The organism is Methylobacterium oryzae (assembly GCF_021398735.1).
In the GTDB taxonomy this organism is placed as follows: Bacteria; Pseudomonadota; Alphaproteobacteria; order Rhizobiales; family Beijerinckiaceae; genus Methylobacterium.
In genome coordinates this window covers 3,590,800-3,604,772 of record NZ_CP090349.1, presented here as the reverse complement: position 1 = coordinate 3,604,772, position 13,973 = coordinate 3,590,800, and the positions used below count along the sequence as shown (strand labels likewise).

Sequence of the window (13,973 nt, the reverse complement as noted above, 5' to 3'; positions counted from 1 at the left end):
CCGGCCTCGCTAGGGTGCCGCCGGCGCGCTCGACTCGCGCACGACGAGGCGCGCGGGGAACAGCGTCTGGGCGAGGTCGTCCGGCGCCCGTGTCCCCTCGATCAGTTCGACCAGCGTCGCGAAGGCGGACCGGACCATGTCGAGCACCGGGACATCGACCGAGGTCAGGCTCGGGATCGCGTAGGCCCCCTGGCTGAGGTTGTCGAAGCCGACGACGCGGATCTCCGCGGGGACCCGCACGCCGCCCTCGTGCAGCGCCCGCAGTACGCCGAACGCCACCCGGTCGCTGGCGGCCACGACGGCGTCCGGCCGGGCGCCGGGTCCGGCCTCCAGGAGAGCCCGCGCGGCCCGGTAGCCGCCCGCGGCGGTCCCGTCGCAGGAGACCACGAGGGCGTCGCGCAGGGGCAGCCCCGCCTCCGCGAGGGCATCCCGGTAGCCGCGGAACCGCTCGGTGGCGGCGGCGGGCCGGCGCGCGTCGCCCGCGAGCAGGCAGATCGACCGGCTCCCCGCCGCGATCAGGTGGCGGACGGCCCCGTGGACCGCGTCGCGCTCCGCCAGCGCGACGTAGTGCGTGCCGGGCACCTCCAGGCCGAACACCACGAACGGGCATCGCTTGGCCTGGAGCAGGCCGATCAGCGGGTCGTCCCGATCCTCGGCGAAGACCACGAGGCCGTCGACCCGGGCCTCGCTGACGAGGCCGGCGATCCGGCCCGGGCCGTCCGGGTCGTCGGCGCGGCGGCAGCGGTGGACCAGGGTGTAGCCCTGCCGGTCGGTGACGGTGCCGAAGGTCCGGAGGACGTGGCCGTGATCGGCCGTCTCCCCCGGGCGGCCCCCGTCGGCGGCGGGCTCCGGCGCCGGAGCGAACACGCAGGCGATGCTGCGACTGGGCTTCTTGCGCAGGGACCGGGCGGCGAGGCTGGGCACGAAGTCCAGGTCGCGCATGGCCGTCTCGATGGTCTCGCGCGTGGTCCGGGCGACCTTCTGCGGGTGGTTCAGGACCAGCGAGACCGTCTGGAAGCTCACGCCGGCCCGTCGGGCGACGTCCTTGATCGTCGTCTGGCCCATCGTCACCTCGAGAGCCGGTCCGGATGGCCGCGCCCCCCGCGCGGCGCTGCCTCGTTCGGTGCGCCAATCTAGATCTGTATCGATCGGAGATAAAGCCGCGGGCCGGGCGGCGAAGACGGCGTATTCCCGCGCAAAGGCTGCGCAGGACCGGTCATTCGCGCGCGAAATCCGATCCATCCTGCGGTTTCTCGGTGCCCCGATCCCGCCGTTCGGACGGCCCGCCGGGCAGGAACCTTGTCCCCCCTGTGCGGTTCGCCGGGCAGCACCTCAAGCGATGATCGGGGCGTCGGGTGCCTCACCCAATCCGGATGCCACTCCCATGATGCACCGTCGCATGCACAGACGCGCTCTCCTCACCACGATGCTGGGCGCCACCGCGGCCCTGGCGGTCACCCGCACAGCCCTCGCGCAGGTCACGCCGGCCGGCGCGATTCCGACCGGCGCCTATCTCCAGATGGCCACCGGCGGCGGCCTGTTCCTGGAGAACACGGCCCGCGACGCCCACGCGAAGACCACCAATCCCGCCGTCAAGAAGTTCGCCCGCGCGGAGGTGGTCGAACAGGTGAACCTCGCCCGCAAGATCAGCGCCTACACGGGCGGCGCCCCGATCCCGGGCCCGGCCGCGGCGGGCCCGGGTGGCCTGATCGGCGGCCTCGTCGCGGCGCCGGTGGCGGTGGCCGGCACGGCCGTGAATGCGGCGGGCGGTGTCGCCGGCGGTGTCGTCGGCGGCGTGCTCGGCGGACCGGCTCCGGCCCAGGGCATGACCACCGACGCGCAGAAGGCGCAGATCCTGGCGCAGCTCAGCGCCATGCCGCCGGGGCCGCAATACGACGCCACCTTCGTGAACGCCTCGCTCCAGGGCCATCGGGAGGCGCTGGGCATCCATGGCGCCTACGCCCGGTCGGGCGAGGATCCCGGCCTGCGCGCGATCGCCCGCGGCGCCCTGCCGCTGATCAACCTGCACATCGCCCGGCTCGATCGGATGCAGGCGATGATGGGCGCTCAGCCGGGGTGAGCGGCCGGACGACGGGGTCGGTGCGCGGCGCGGCGCACCGGCCTCCTCGCGGTTGTCTCGTAGTTGTCTCGCAATTGTCCCACCGGCCTCGAACAGGACCCCGTCAGCCGGCCCGATCGCGCAGGCGCCGCACCAATCTGAGCAGCACGCCGCGGATATGGGATCGAAGCTGGGTGTTCTCTGCCATGGGACGCCGTTCGAAGCGCCGGATCGCGGCGCCTCGAGAAACACATCCCTTGGACGGACCGTTGCTACGTAAAAAGCGGGATCGTTGCCGCGGCCGAGCCGCAGAACCACCCTCCAAGGACGTAGCCCGTGGCCCGGATCGACGGCGCCCCGCGGCCCGTATGATGGGACCGGATTGTCGACAGCACGCTCCTGATGTGCGCGCGCAGCTTGTCCTTGCGGAGCGCGGCCGTCTCGGCGCACGGGTCGGGCGGGTTGGCGGAGGTCGACATGTCAAGGGGCCCCGGCTCAGGCGCGCCACCGCTCCGGGCCGTCGGACGACGGCGGGGGGACGCTGGGGATTCTTGTACTTGATAACGTGAGCGGAATCTCGGGCGGACGGCGCAGATCCGAGCAAACTCCATGTTTTAGATGCATTAAGGTTTATCCGACCGAAGACCTTTCCCAGTCGTGCATCGCACTACGTAGAGATATCCGGACGATCGCCGCGGGGCTGCAGCAGGGGGGAGGTCGGTGTCCGAGCGCTTCTACTTCGACCTCGAGAGCGGCGAGGAGACGATCCGGGACGACGACGGCGTGGAGGTCGGCAGCCTGGCCGAGGCCATGGCCGAGGCGCGCAGCGTCATCGCCGAGATGGCCGACGAGGTCTGCGCCGCCGATCCCGACCGGTCCTGGAGCTTGGTCGTGCGCGACGCCGCCGGGTACGCCCGCCACCGGCTGCCGATCCGGCGGTAGCGCCCGACAAGAAGCCCGCCACGGCCTAGCCGGGCGGGCTTGAAGGTGATCTCGTCTCGGAGAAGGCCCGACCGTAGACCCGCCACAGGGCGACCGCATCCCCCATCCGGAGGACGCCGACGCACGATCCCGCGACCGCCTGCCCGCGACTGCCGACCCGCGACCGCCCGCCGCGGCAGCCCGGCCGCCGGAGGGCCCGCCCCGCTGGAGGAAAGATCTGCGCAGGGGACTCAACGTCCTCGGCGCCGGGTCGGTCAGCCCGCGAAGGCGCGGGGCGGCAGGCCGGCGACGCCAACGTCGAGCTCGAACAGCGCGCCGGCCTCCGGCACGTGCTCCGCCCCCCGCGCCGCCGAGGTGACGAACAGCCGGTCGAGGCCGGGACCCGCGAAGGCGCAGCTCGTGATGTTGGGGGCGGGCAGGGGGATCGCGCGCAGCAGGCGCCCCGCGGGATCGAAGCGGCTGAGCCGGCCGCCGCCCCAGTGGGCGATCCACAGGCAGCCCTCTTCGTCCGTGGTCATGCCGTCGGGCCAGCCCCAATCGTCGGGGAAGCGGAGGAAGGGCCGCTTGCCCGTCAGCGCCCCGTCGGCGGCGAGGTCGAAGGCGTAGACCGTCCGGGCGGCGCTGTCGCTGTGATAGAGGATCCGGCCGTCGCGGCTGAAGGTCGGCCCGTTGGCGACGCCGTAGCTGGTATCCATCCGCCGCCACGTCAGGTCCGGGTCGAGCCGGTGCAGGGCGCCCGACACCGCGGTCTCGGCCTGGTGCATGCTCCCGGCCCAGATCCGGCCGGCGCAATCGACCTTGGCGTCGTTCAGGCGGTTGTCGGGATCGTCGGGCTCGGGGTCGCCGATCGGCGCGAGGCGGTCGGCCTCCAGGTCGTAGGTCGCGAAGCCGCTCTTCAGCCCGACGACGAAGTCGCGCCGGCCCGCGCGGGGGATGATCCAGCCGAGCGGTTCCGGGAACGGGCGCGTGCCCACGGCGCCGTCGGCGAGGTCCAGCCAGTTCAGGGCCGGCGCCTCGATATCGACCCAGAACAGCACGCCCCGCTCCGGAACCCAGACCGGGCCCTCGCCGAGCCGGTCGCGCCGGGGCCGGTCGAGGATGCGGATCCGCGGGTCCATGGCGGGCTCCCCGATCTGGCCGACGCTCAGGCGCCGGCCGGCCGCGCTGCGGCGCCGGTCCTGCAGCCCCAGAGCGCGTAGAACAGGACGTAGAGCTCGCAGGCGGCGGTGATCAGGAAGGAGCGCTGCAGCCCGTACCGGTCCGCCGCCCAGCCCTGCACCACGACCAGGGAGCCGCCCGCGATCGCCATGATCAGCAGCCCGGCGCCCTCCTCGGTGAGCGGTCCGAGGCCGCGGATGCCCAGGGTGAAGATCGTCGGGAACATGATCGCGTGGAACAGGCCGACCGAGATCAGCGCCCACAGGGCGAGGTGGCCGGTCGCGAAGGTCGCCACCAGCATCACCGCGCAGGCGCCGATCGCCGCGCCGGCCAGCACGGTCTCGGCCGGGCGCCGCTGCATCAGGTAGCTGCCGACGAAGCGGCCGACCATCATGCCGCCCCAGAGCAGGAACAGGTAGCGCGAGGCCTGGGCGTGGGTCAGGTCGCCGATCTCGGGCTGCGACACGAAGTTGATGAACAGGTTCGACACCCCGATCTCGGCGATCAGGTAGATGAAGATCGCCGGCACGCCGAGCACGAGGTTGCGGTGGCGCCAGAGCGACAGGCCGGCGCGCTCGGCCCTGGCGGCCCGGGCGGTGGTGCCGCCGGAACCGCTGATGGCGGGCAGCGGGAAGCGGGCGATGACCGCGGCGAGGACGACGAGCACCACCGCCACGATCAGGTAGGGCAGCTGCACCGACTGCGCGTCGGCCAGGCGCTCGGCCGGGGTCAGGGTGGCCCCGGCGGCGGCGTTGCCCGAGGCCGAGCGGCCGAGGATCAGGTAGCCGCCGAACAGCGGCGCCAGGGTCGTCCCGAGGGAGTTGAACGCCTGCACGAGGTTGAGCCGCGCCGGGGCGCTCTCGGCCGGGCCGACCACCGCCACGTAGGGGTTCGCGGCGACCTGCAGGAGGGTGATGCCGCTGGCGATCACGAACAGCGCCGTGAGCGTGATCGCGTAGGAGACCCGGTGGGCGGCCAGGATCATCCCGAGCGTGCCGAGCGCCATGATGCCCAGTCCCGTCACCAGGGCGCGCTGGTAGCCGACGCGCTCGATCAGCTTGGCCGCCGGGATCGAGGCGACGAAGTAGGCGATGAACCAGACGGACTCGATCAGCGTGGTCTGCGTGTAGTCGAGGTCGAACACGCTGCGCAGGTGCGGCAGCAGCGTGTTGTTGATGACCGTGATGAAGCCCCACATGAAGAACAGGCTCGCCAGCAGCGACAGGGCCGGGCGGTAGCCGCCCCGGTCGCGCGCGGCCTCCGCCCCCGTCCGGGGCGCCGCGGTCCCCGCGGTCGCGATCGGTCCTGCCATCCGGCGTCGTCCTCTGCCTCTCGGGCCACCTTGTCGGGGTCCCGTGTTGTTCCTTTTATTTGTCTGAGTATATACCGGGTTCGCGGACGTCAACCGCGAGTCCCGTCGCGGTCCGGCGCAGGACCGGCGCGGCGGGCGGAATCACGAAGGGGGAGAGCGCGATGCGTGGAGTGGGATCCCTGGCGCTGTGCGCCTGTGCGGCCCTGCCGGGCCTGACGCCGGCACCGGCCCGGGCGGCCGAGCCGACCCGGGCGGTGTTCGGCACGCTGCCGGACGGCCGGACGGTGGAGGAGGTGACGCTGACGAACAGCAAGGGCGTCACGGCGCGGATCCTGTCGTGGGGGGCGCTCCTGCGGAGGCTCGACGTGCCGGACCGCTCCGGCAAGGCCGCGGACGTCGTGCTCGGCTACAATGACCTCGCCTCCTACCTGGCCAAGGGCAACTATTTCGGCGCGAGCGTCGGGCGCTACGCCAACCGCATCCGCGCCGGGCGCTTCACCCTCGACGGCCGGACCTACACGCTGGCCACCAACGACGGCCCGAACGCCCTGCACGGCGGCGCGTCCGGCTTCGACAAGCGGCTCTGGACGATCACCGCGGTCAAGGGCGGCGCGGCCCCCTCGGTCACCCTGCGCTACGTCAGCCCGGACGGCGAGGAGGGCTATCCCGGCACGCTGACGGCGACCGCCACCTACGCGCTGGACGACACGAACACCCTCACGGTCACCTACGAGGCGACGACCGACAAGCCGACGATCGTCAACCTGACCAACCACAGCTTCTTCAACCTCGCGGGCGAGGGCTCGGGACGCTCGATCCTCGACCAGATTCTGACCATCCCGGCGGAGCGCTTCACGCCGGTCGACGCCACCCTGATCCCGACCGGGGAACACCTGCCGGTGGCCGGCACGCCCTTCGACTTCCGCGAGCCCACGGTGATCGGCGCGCGGATCCGCGACGGGCGGGACGCGCAGATCGTGCGCGGGCGCGGCTACGACCACAACTGGGTCGTGACCGACGCGCCCACGGCCGAGCCGCACCCGGTGGCGCGGGTCGAGGATCCGGGATCGGGCCGCGTCCTCGACGTGGCGAGCAACCAGCCCGACCTCCAGTTCTACGCCGGCAACTTCCTCAACGGGACCGCGGTCGGTAAGTCCGGCCTCGCCTACCGCCAGTCGGACGCCCTGGCGCTGGAGCCGGAGCTCTTCCCCGACACGCCGAACCAGGCGGCCTTCGGCTCGGCCCGGCTCGATCCCGGCAAGACCTACCGGAACGTGATCACCTACCGCTTCTCGACCAGCCCCGCCCCCCGGACCCAGAAATGACCGACCGACCGATTGCACGGCCCCTGCGCTCGCGCGCGTGGTTCGACAACCCCGACAATATCGACATGACGGCGCTCTACCTGGAGCGCTACCTGAACTTCGGCCTCAGCCTGGAGGAGCTGCGCTCGGGCAAACCGATCATCGGCATCGCCCAGACCGGCTCGGACCTGTCCCCGTGCAATCGCCACCACCTCGTCCTCGCGGAGCGGATCCGCGAGGGCATCCGCGAGGCGGGCGGGATCGTCCTGGAGTTTCCCGTCCACCCGATCCAGGAGACCGGCAAGCGGCCGACCGCGGGCCTCGATCGCAACCTCGCCTATCTCGGGCTCGTGGAGCTGCTCTACGGCTACCCCCTCGACGGGGTCGTGCTGACCACGGGCTGCGACAAGACCACCCCGGCCTGCCTGATGGCGGCCGCCACCGTGAACATCCCGGCCATCGCCCTGTCGGTGGGGCCGATGCTCAACGGCTGGTTCAAGGGCCAGCGCACCGGATCCGGCACGATCGTCTGGAAGGCCCGCGAGATGCTGGCGGCCGGCGAGATCGACCACGACGGCTTCATCAAGCTGGTGACCTCGTCGGCGCCCTCGACCGGCTTCTGCAACACGATGGGCACCGCCACCACGATGAACACGCTGGCCGAGGCGCTCGGCATGATGCTGCCCGGCTCGGCCGCGATCCCGGCGCCCTACCGCGACCGGCAGGAGGCCGCCTACCTGACGGGCAAGCGCGTCGTCGCCATGGTGGCCGAGGACCTGAAGCCCTCCGACATCCTGACCCGCGACGCCTTCCTCAACGCCATCGCGGTCAATTCCGCGATCGGCGGCTCGACCAACGCGCCGATCCACCTCGCGGCGATCGCCCGCCACATGGGGGTCGCGCTCGACATCGCGGACTGGCAGACCCACGGCCTCGACGTGCCGCTCCTCGTCAATCTGCAGCCGGCGGGCGCCTATCTCGGCGAGGATTACTACCGCGCCGGCAGCTTGCCCGCGGTGGTGGCGCAGCTCATGCGCCGCGGCCTGATCCGCGAGGGCGCCCTCACCGTGAACGGGCGGACCCTCGGCGACAATTGCCGCGGCGCCGCGATCGAGGACGAGGACGTGATCCGGCCGATCGACCGGCCGCTCAAGGAGGCGGCCGGCTTCCTGGTCCTGCGCGGCAACCTGTTCGACGCCGCGGTGATGAAGACCAGCGTCATCGGCGCGGAGTTCCGCAGCCGCTACCTGTCGAACCCGGAGGATCCGGACGCCTTCGAGGGCCCCGTCGTGGTGTTCGACGGGCCGGAGGATTACCACGCCCGGATCGACGACCCGAGCCTCGGCATCACCGAGGAGACCCTGCTGGTCATGCGCGGGGCCGGGCCCGTGGGCTATCCGGGGGCGGCCGAGGTGGTGAACATGCGCCCGCCCGCGCAGCTGATCCGGGCCGGCGTGCACGCGCTGCCCTGCCTCGGCGACGGGCGCCAGTCCGGCACCTCCGGTTCGCCGTCGATCCTCAACGCCTCGCCCGAGGCGGCGGCCGGCGGCGGCCTCGCCCTCCTGCGCACCGGCGACCGGGTGCGGATCGACCTGCGCCGCGGCACCGCCGACATGCTGGTCGACGCCGACGAGATCGCGCGGCGGCGCGCGGCCCTGGAGGCGGCCGGCGGCTACGCCTATCCGGCCTCGCAGACCCCCTGGCAGGCGATGCAGCGCGCCGCGGTGGGGCAGATGCACACCGGGGCCATCCTCGAGGGCGCCGAGGCGTTCCAGCGCATCGCGCAGACGCGGGGCGTGCCGCGCGACAACCACTGAGGCCACTCGGGCCACTCGGGCAATGTCCGGGCCGGCGGCGCCCCGCCGCCGGCACCGTCAGGGCCGCATCGCCAGCTCGGTGTCGGCGAGGGCGAGGCGGACCAGCTCGGTCATCGTCGCGCGGGCGGCGTCCGGGTCGCCCGCCACGATCGCGTCGTAGAGGGCGCGGTGATCCGGCATCGGGTCCCGGGGCAGGCCCTGGCGGCGGTGCTTGAAGATCGTCGTCCACGTGACCGCGGCGGCGATGGAGCTCGACAGGGCGATCAGCGCGCCGTTGCGGGCCGCTTCCAGGATCGTGTTGTGGAAGGCCTGGTCGGCGGCCCGCCCGGCCTCGGTGGCGAGGCCGTGGCGGCCCATCTCCTCCAGGGCGTGTCCCATCCGGGCGATGTCGAGGCCGGAGCGCCGCTCGGCTGCGAGCGCGGCCGCGGCCGGCTCGACGATCATCCGCAGCTCGAACAGGTCGCGGATGAAGGACTCGCTCGGCTCCGACTCGAAGGCCCAGGCGAGGATGTCGGGATCGAGCAGGTTCCAGCGGCTGCGCTGGCTGACGCGGGTGCCGGTGCGCGGGCGGCTCTCGACGAGCCCCTTCGCGCTCAGGATGCGGATCGCCTCGCGATAGGCGGTGCGCGAGACGTTCAATTTCTCAGAGAATTCGATCTCGCCGGGCAGCACGTCCCCGGGCGCGTAGCGGCCGCCGAGGATCGCCGCGCCCAGATCGCGGGCGACCGAGCCGTGGATGCGGCGCGACCCCGAGGCGAGGGGCAGCGTCACGTTCTCCGAGCCCCGCTCCTGCCTCACCGCATCCACCTCCGGTCCGGGCCACCGGGTCGGGGCAGGAACGGCGTGATCGTATCCTGAAGTTGTAGGAGCGCAAAGAGGAACGCCCGCCGCACCGGGACCGCGGCCACGCTTGCGGCCGGGAGCGAACTGCTCTAGCTTATTTGTATGAGTAGTGAACCGCCAGGGCCCGTCTCGGTGCGCGGCGGCGTCCCGAGCGGCGCCGCCGAATCGGCCACGGGCGCGGTCTTCCGGGCCGCCGGCCCCGCGGAGGTCGAGGCCGCCTGCGCCCCGGCGGAGGCGGCGTTCCCGCACGTCTCCGGGGCGCCCCTGGAAACACGCGCGCGCTGTCGCGAGGCTGTCGCCGACGGCATCGCCGAACTCGGTGCGCCGCCGATCGAGCGGGCGATGGCCGAGACGGGCCAGCCGCGCGCGCGGGTCGAGGGCGAGCGCGCCCGCGCGGTCGGGCAGCCGCGCCTGTTCGCGGATCCGGTCCGCTCCGCCCGCAGGTCCGGCCGGGTCCTGGCGAAGGGCTGGCCGACCGGCGCGGAGGTCGCCCCCGCGATGGTGCAGGGCGGCCCGTTCCCGGCGACCTCGGACGGCCGCAGCAGCGCGGTCGGACCGCCGGCGATCGAGCGCTTCCTGCGCCCGGTCCGCCCCCAGGACCTGCCCGACGCGCAGCCGCCCCTGCGCCCGGACAATCCCCGGCACCGCGCGCGCCGGATCGACGGCGCTCGCGCCCCGCAACCCGGCCACTGACGGGCCGCCGCGCGACCCTCGACGGCCGCGCGTTCAGGACGCCCCGAAGCGGGCATCCCCGGGAGGACACAGATGGGACGATCACTCTTACAATTTCGCGCCGCCGACGGGCAGCGGGCCGTCGCGCTGCTCGCCGACGGCCAAGCGCGGCGGGTGCTCGGCGTCGACAGCGTGCTCGCCCTGGCGCGGAGGGCCCTCGCCGCGGGGGACGATCTGGCCGCGACGGCGGAGCGCGCGGGGTTCGGCGCGCCCGTCGATCTCGACGCGGTCCGGCTCCTGCCGCCCGTCGATCACGCCGATCCCGCGCACCTCCTGCTGAGCGGCACCGGCCTGACGCATCTCGGCTCCGCCGAGGGCCGCGACGCGATGCACCGCGCGGACGCGGCCGACCCGGCGCCGACCGATTCGATGCGCATGTTCCGGATGGGCGTCGAGGGCGGCAAACCGGCGCCGGGCGAGGCCGGCGCGCAGCCCGAGTGGTTCTACAAGGGCGACGGCTCCAGCCTGGTCGCCTGCGGCGAGCCGCTGGTCTCGCCGGCCTTCGCCCGCGACGGCGGCGAGGAGCCGGAGATCGCCGGGATCTACCTGATCGACGCCGACGGAACGCCGGTGCGCCTCGGCTTCGCCCTGGCGAACGAGTTCTCCGACCACGTGACCGAGCGCGGCAACTACCTGTGGCTGGCGCATTCCAAGCTCCGCCCGGCCGCCCTCGGCCCGGAGCTCTTGCTCGGGGCCCTGCCGCCGGACGTGCGCGGCACGAGCCGCATCCTGCGCGACGGAGCCGTGCTCTGGGAGAAGCCGTTCCTGTCCGGGGAGGCCAACATGTCCCACAGCATCGCCAATCTGGAGCGGCACCACTTCAAGTACGCGCCGTTCCGGCGCCCCGGCGACGTGCACGTCCACTTCTTCGGGACCGCGACCCTGTCGTTCAGCGACGGCGTCGCGACCCGGCCGGGCGACGTGTTCGAGATCGCGGCGGCGCCGTTCACGCGGCCCCTGCGCAACCCGCTGGCGATCGCGCCGGCGGACGCGCCGTCCGTGCGGGTGCTCTGACATGGCGGCCCCGATCCGCATCGGCCTCGCGGGCGTCGGCAAGATCGCCCGCGACCAGCACCTGCCGGCCATCGCCGCCTCGCCGGACTACGCGCTCGTGGCGGTGGCGAGCCGGCACGGCGGCCTCGACGGGGTGCCGAGCTACGCCACCCTGGAGGCGATGCTGGCGGCGCACGGCGACCTCGACGCCGTCGCCCTGTGCCAGCCGCCGCAGGCGCGGTGCGCGGCGGCCCTGGCGGCGATCGCGGCCGGCCGCCACGTCTTCCTCGAGAAGCCCCCGGGCGCGACGCTGGCCGAGGTCGGGCTCCTGGTCGCGGCCGCGCGGGACCGGGGCGTGAGCCTGTTCGCGAGCTGGCACTCCCGCTGCGCGCCGGGGGTGGAGCCCGCCCGCCGGTGGCTATCGGGCCGCAGGATCCGGTCGGCGGCGATCGCCTGGCTGGAGGATGTCCGGCACTGGCACCCGGGCCAGGACTGGATCTGGGAGGCGGGCGGGATGGGCGTGTTCGATCCGGGGATCAACGCCCTGTCGATCGCCACCCACATCCTGCCGCCGTTCTTCCTCACCGGTGCGACCCTGTCGGTGCCGGCGAACCGGCAGGCGCCGATCGCCGCCGACCTGCACTTCGCGGACGCCGCCGGCACCCCGATCCGCGCCCGGTTCGACTGGCGCCAGACCGGGCCGCAGACCTGGGACATCCGCGTCGAGACCGACGACGGCCCCCTGGTCCTGTCGCGGGGCGGGGCCGCCCTGTCGATCGCCGGCCGCGACCAGCCGCTCCCGCCCGAGGCGGAGTACCGCGGCCTCTACGACCGCTTCGCCGCCCTGGTCCGTACCGGCACCAGCGACGTCGACCTGAATCCGCTGATCCACGCCGCCGACGCCTTCATGCGCGGCGAGCGCCGCGCGGTGGAGGCCTTCACGGACTGACCGGGAGGCCCCCCTGCGGGACACGAACGCGACAGAGCCAGGCAAGGCCGCGCGGTTAAGGGGGAGTCACACATGGGAAAGCATCGGGGCAAGCATCGGGCAAAGCATTGGCGATGGGCCGCGCTGGCGTTCTGCGCCGCGTCGATCACGGCGGGCGCGGGCCCGGCGATCGCGCAGGTCGAGGCGACGGCACCGGACGGGGGACCGGCCCCGGTGAATCCGGGACCGAAGGCGAGCCCGGCGCAGAAGGCCCGGTATCGGGCGAACCGCGCCCGGCGGCGGGTCATCCGGGAGGCGCGGAGCTTCTCGGGCGCCAGCAGCGCCGCCGCCAGCCTCGACGTGCAGGGCAGCAGCGCGACGCCGCCCAGCCTGCCGCCGGGCACCCTCGATCTCGGCAACGGGATCAGCATGGTCCTGAACTACACGGGCGAGTTCGCCGCCAACCCGTCCGGCGGCATCCGGCAGGGATCGGCCTATGCGGGCCAGATCGCGTTCGGCCTCGACGCCGATCTCGCCCGCCTCGCCGGCATCGACGGCGGCTCGGTCCACACGATCGTCACCCAGCGCCACGGCCGGAGCCTGGCCCAGGATGACATCGGCTTCAACGGCAGCGTGCAGGAGATCTACGGCGGCGGCCAGACCGCCCATCTGACGCTGCTGTCCTACGAGCAGAAGCTGTTCGACAACCGCCTCGACATCGAGGTGGGCCGCCTGCTCGCCAACCCCAACTTCCTGGCCTCGCCGCTCTACTGCAACTTCCAGAACAACGCGACCTGCGGCGCGCCCAAGTCCATCTTCAAGCTGACGAACTTCACCTACTGGCCGATCGCCACCTGGGGCGGCCACGCCAAGGCCTGGGTCAACGACAAGGTGTTCCTGCACGCCGGCATCTACGAGGTGAACCCGCGCGACCAGCTGCCGACCCGGAACGGCATCGACTGGTCGACCAGCGGCGCCGCTGGATTCCTGGTGCCGGTGGAGGTCGGCTACGCGACCAATTTCGGCAACGATCCGCTGCCGCGCAACTACAGCATCGGCGCCGTCTTCGACCGGTCGGACTACAAGGATCCCGTGCTCGACCAGCGGGGCGGGGCTCAGGTCTTCAGCGGTCTCGATCCGCTGACCCGGTTCGGGCGCTCGGCGGTCTACGCGCGCTTCGACCAGATGGTCTGGCGGCCGGACCCGAGCGGCGTCCAGGGCCTGTCGGTGTTCGGCGTCGTGATCGGCGGCACCGGCGGCCGGCAGACCCAGGATTACTTCCTGGAGGGCGGCGCCGTGCTGACCGGCACCTTCCCGGGTCGGCCCTACGACACCCTCGGCCTCGTCTTCGCCATGGAGAAGCTCTCGCCGCTGGGCACGGCCAACATCCGGGCGGCGCGCGCGTCACTGGGGCTCGGCACCCGGACCGTCGAGTCCCTGCAGACCATCCTGGAGCTGAGCTACGGCATCCAGCTGACCCCGGCGGTGCGGCTGATGCCGAACCTGCAATACGTGATCGACCCGGACCAGACCCGCTTCCCGTTCCGCCCGAAGCCGATCCCGGACGCCTTCGTGATCGGCGCGAAGCTGTCGGTGGACCTGTTCACCCTGGCCGGCCTCGCGAAGGGCCCGGGCAGCCAGTGACGCCCTGACCGCCCCGGCGCCCGCCCCCTGCGGGTGCCGGGCCTTCCGACCTGACCGGGGGAGGGGCCGTCCCGCGGCCGCGAGGCCCGTGCGCGCCGGTTCCCGGACCTGCGGGGGGCAGCGCCTCGCCGCGCGCCCGTCGGGCAGGCGCGCCGGGCCGGCCGCGCGGCGGCGTTTCGCGCCGCGCGCGCCATCGTGTACGAGACCGGGCTCCGCGTTCCGTCGCGCGGTCGACGGGCCG

Annotated in this window: 11 protein-coding genes and 2 pseudogenes; 9 read left to right on the top strand and 4 right to left on the bottom strand. The window is 73.2% G+C overall.

Features of this window, described 5'->3' with window-relative positions; all coding sequences use genetic code 11:
* Positions 1-9 precede the first annotated feature (9 nt).
* A complete protein-coding gene (locus LXM90_RS17100) occupies positions 10-1,065 on the bottom strand; it encodes a LacI family DNA-binding transcriptional regulator (RefSeq protein WP_234080855.1) in 1,056 nt (351 codons plus the stop codon).
* A 334-nt stretch (positions 1,066-1,399) separates the two neighbouring features.
* Between LXM90_RS17100 and LXM90_RS17095 the strand changes: the two genes are divergently transcribed.
* Positions 1,400-2,080: a DUF4142 domain-containing protein gene (locus LXM90_RS17095; protein ID WP_234080854.1), complete on the top strand. Its 681-nt coding sequence runs from the start codon at positions 1,400-1,402 to the stop codon at positions 2,078-2,080.
* 699 nt (positions 2,081-2,779) lie between these two features.
* Positions 2,780-3,001 carry a DUF6894 family protein gene (locus LXM90_RS17090; protein WP_056527261.1) on the top strand — a complete coding sequence of 74 codons (222 nt, stop codon included), beginning with the start codon at positions 2,780-2,782 and terminating at the stop codon, positions 2,999-3,001.
* A 254-nt stretch (positions 3,002-3,255) separates the two neighbouring features.
* Here the strand turns inward: LXM90_RS17090 and LXM90_RS17085 are convergent, their stop codons facing one another.
* On the bottom strand, positions 3,256-4,119 hold the full coding sequence (locus LXM90_RS17085; RefSeq protein WP_234080853.1) for an SMP-30/gluconolactonase/LRE family protein: 864 nt from the start codon (positions 4,117-4,119) through the stop codon (positions 3,256-3,258).
* Between the two features lie 26 nt (positions 4,120-4,145).
* A complete protein-coding gene (locus tag LXM90_RS17080; RefSeq protein ID WP_234080852.1) occupies positions 4,146-5,471 on the bottom strand; it encodes a sugar MFS transporter in 1,326 nt (441 codons plus the stop codon).
* Between the two features lie 161 nt (positions 5,472-5,632).
* On the opposite strand from LXM90_RS17080, the gene LXM90_RS17075 reads away from it, so the two are divergent.
* Positions 5,633-6,796, top strand: coding sequence for an aldose epimerase family protein (locus tag LXM90_RS17075; protein ID WP_234080851.1), 1,164 nt, complete (start codon positions 5,633-5,635; stop codon positions 6,794-6,796).
* The gene (locus LXM90_RS17070) at positions 6,793-8,592 is read left to right on the top strand and encodes an IlvD/Edd family dehydratase (RefSeq protein WP_020094770.1); all 1,800 of its coding nucleotides are present in this window, start codon (positions 6,793-6,795) and stop codon (positions 8,590-8,592) included. Before LXM90_RS17075 ends, LXM90_RS17070 begins: the two co-directional genes overlap by 4 nt.
* Positions 8,593-8,649: 57 nt before the next feature.
* Here LXM90_RS17070 and LXM90_RS17065 read toward each other — a convergent pair whose 3' ends face one another.
* Entirely contained in the window at positions 8,650-9,390 is a 741-nt protein-coding gene (locus tag LXM90_RS17065; RefSeq protein ID WP_205833513.1) for a FadR/GntR family transcriptional regulator, read from the bottom strand.
* Between the two features lie 147 nt (positions 9,391-9,537).
* On the opposite strand from LXM90_RS17065, the pseudogene LXM90_RS17060 reads away from it, so the two are divergent.
* The 5 genes and pseudogenes from LXM90_RS17060 to LXM90_RS17040 all read left to right on the top strand — a co-directional run.
* Positions 9,538-9,858, top strand: a pseudogene (locus LXM90_RS17060) (aldehyde dehydrogenase family protein); the annotation flags it as partial.
* A gap of 18 nt (positions 9,859-9,876) precedes the next feature.
* Positions 9,877-10,128 (top strand): annotated as a pseudogene (locus LXM90_RS17055) (aldehyde dehydrogenase (NADP(+))); the annotation flags it as partial.
* Between the two features lie 72 nt (positions 10,129-10,200).
* Positions 10,201-11,181 carry an AraD1 family protein gene (araD1, locus tag LXM90_RS17050; protein WP_234080850.1) on the top strand — a complete coding sequence of 327 codons (981 nt, stop codon included), beginning with the start codon at positions 10,201-10,203 and terminating at the stop codon, positions 11,179-11,181.
* 1 nt (position 11,182) lies between these two features.
* Positions 11,183-12,109, top strand: a complete 927-nt coding sequence (locus LXM90_RS17045; protein WP_234080849.1) for a Gfo/Idh/MocA family protein — start codon at positions 11,183-11,185, stop codon at positions 12,107-12,109.
* Positions 12,110-12,181: 72 nt separating this feature from the next.
* Entirely contained in the window at positions 12,182-13,732 is a 1,551-nt protein-coding gene (locus LXM90_RS17040; RefSeq protein WP_234080848.1) for a carbohydrate porin, read from the top strand.
* Positions 13,733-13,973: the final 241 nt, after the last annotated feature.

What these genes read in the sequence shown, in the direction of transcription:
- LXM90_RS17100 (WP_234080855.1), bottom strand. Translation starts at nt 1,065, where the DNA reads ATGGGCCAGACGACGATCAAGGACGTCGCCCGACGGGCCGGCGTGAGC.
- LXM90_RS17095 (WP_234080854.1), top strand. Translation starts at nt 1,400, where the DNA reads ATGCACAGACGCGCTCTCCTCACCACGATGCTGGGCGCCACCGCGGCC.
- LXM90_RS17085 (WP_234080853.1), bottom strand. Translation starts at nt 4,119, where the DNA reads ATGGACCCGCGGATCCGCATCCTCGACCGGCCCCGGCGCGACCGGCTC.
- LXM90_RS17080 (WP_234080852.1), bottom strand. Translation starts at nt 5,471, where the DNA reads ATGGCAGGACCGATCGCGACCGCGGGGACCGCGGCGCCCCGGACGGGG.
- LXM90_RS17075 (WP_234080851.1), top strand. Translation starts at nt 5,633, where the DNA reads ATGCGTGGAGTGGGATCCCTGGCGCTGTGCGCCTGTGCGGCCCTGCCG.
- LXM90_RS17070 (WP_020094770.1), top strand. Translation starts at nt 6,793, where the DNA reads ATGACCGACCGACCGATTGCACGGCCCCTGCGCTCGCGCGCGTGGTTC.
- araD1 (WP_234080850.1), top strand. Translation starts at nt 10,201, where the DNA reads ATGGGACGATCACTCTTACAATTTCGCGCCGCCGACGGGCAGCGGGCC.
- LXM90_RS17045 (WP_234080849.1), top strand. Translation starts at nt 11,183, where the DNA reads ATGGCGGCCCCGATCCGCATCGGCCTCGCGGGCGTCGGCAAGATCGCC.
- LXM90_RS17040 (WP_234080848.1), top strand. Translation starts at nt 12,182, where the DNA reads ATGGGAAAGCATCGGGGCAAGCATCGGGCAAAGCATTGGCGATGGGCC.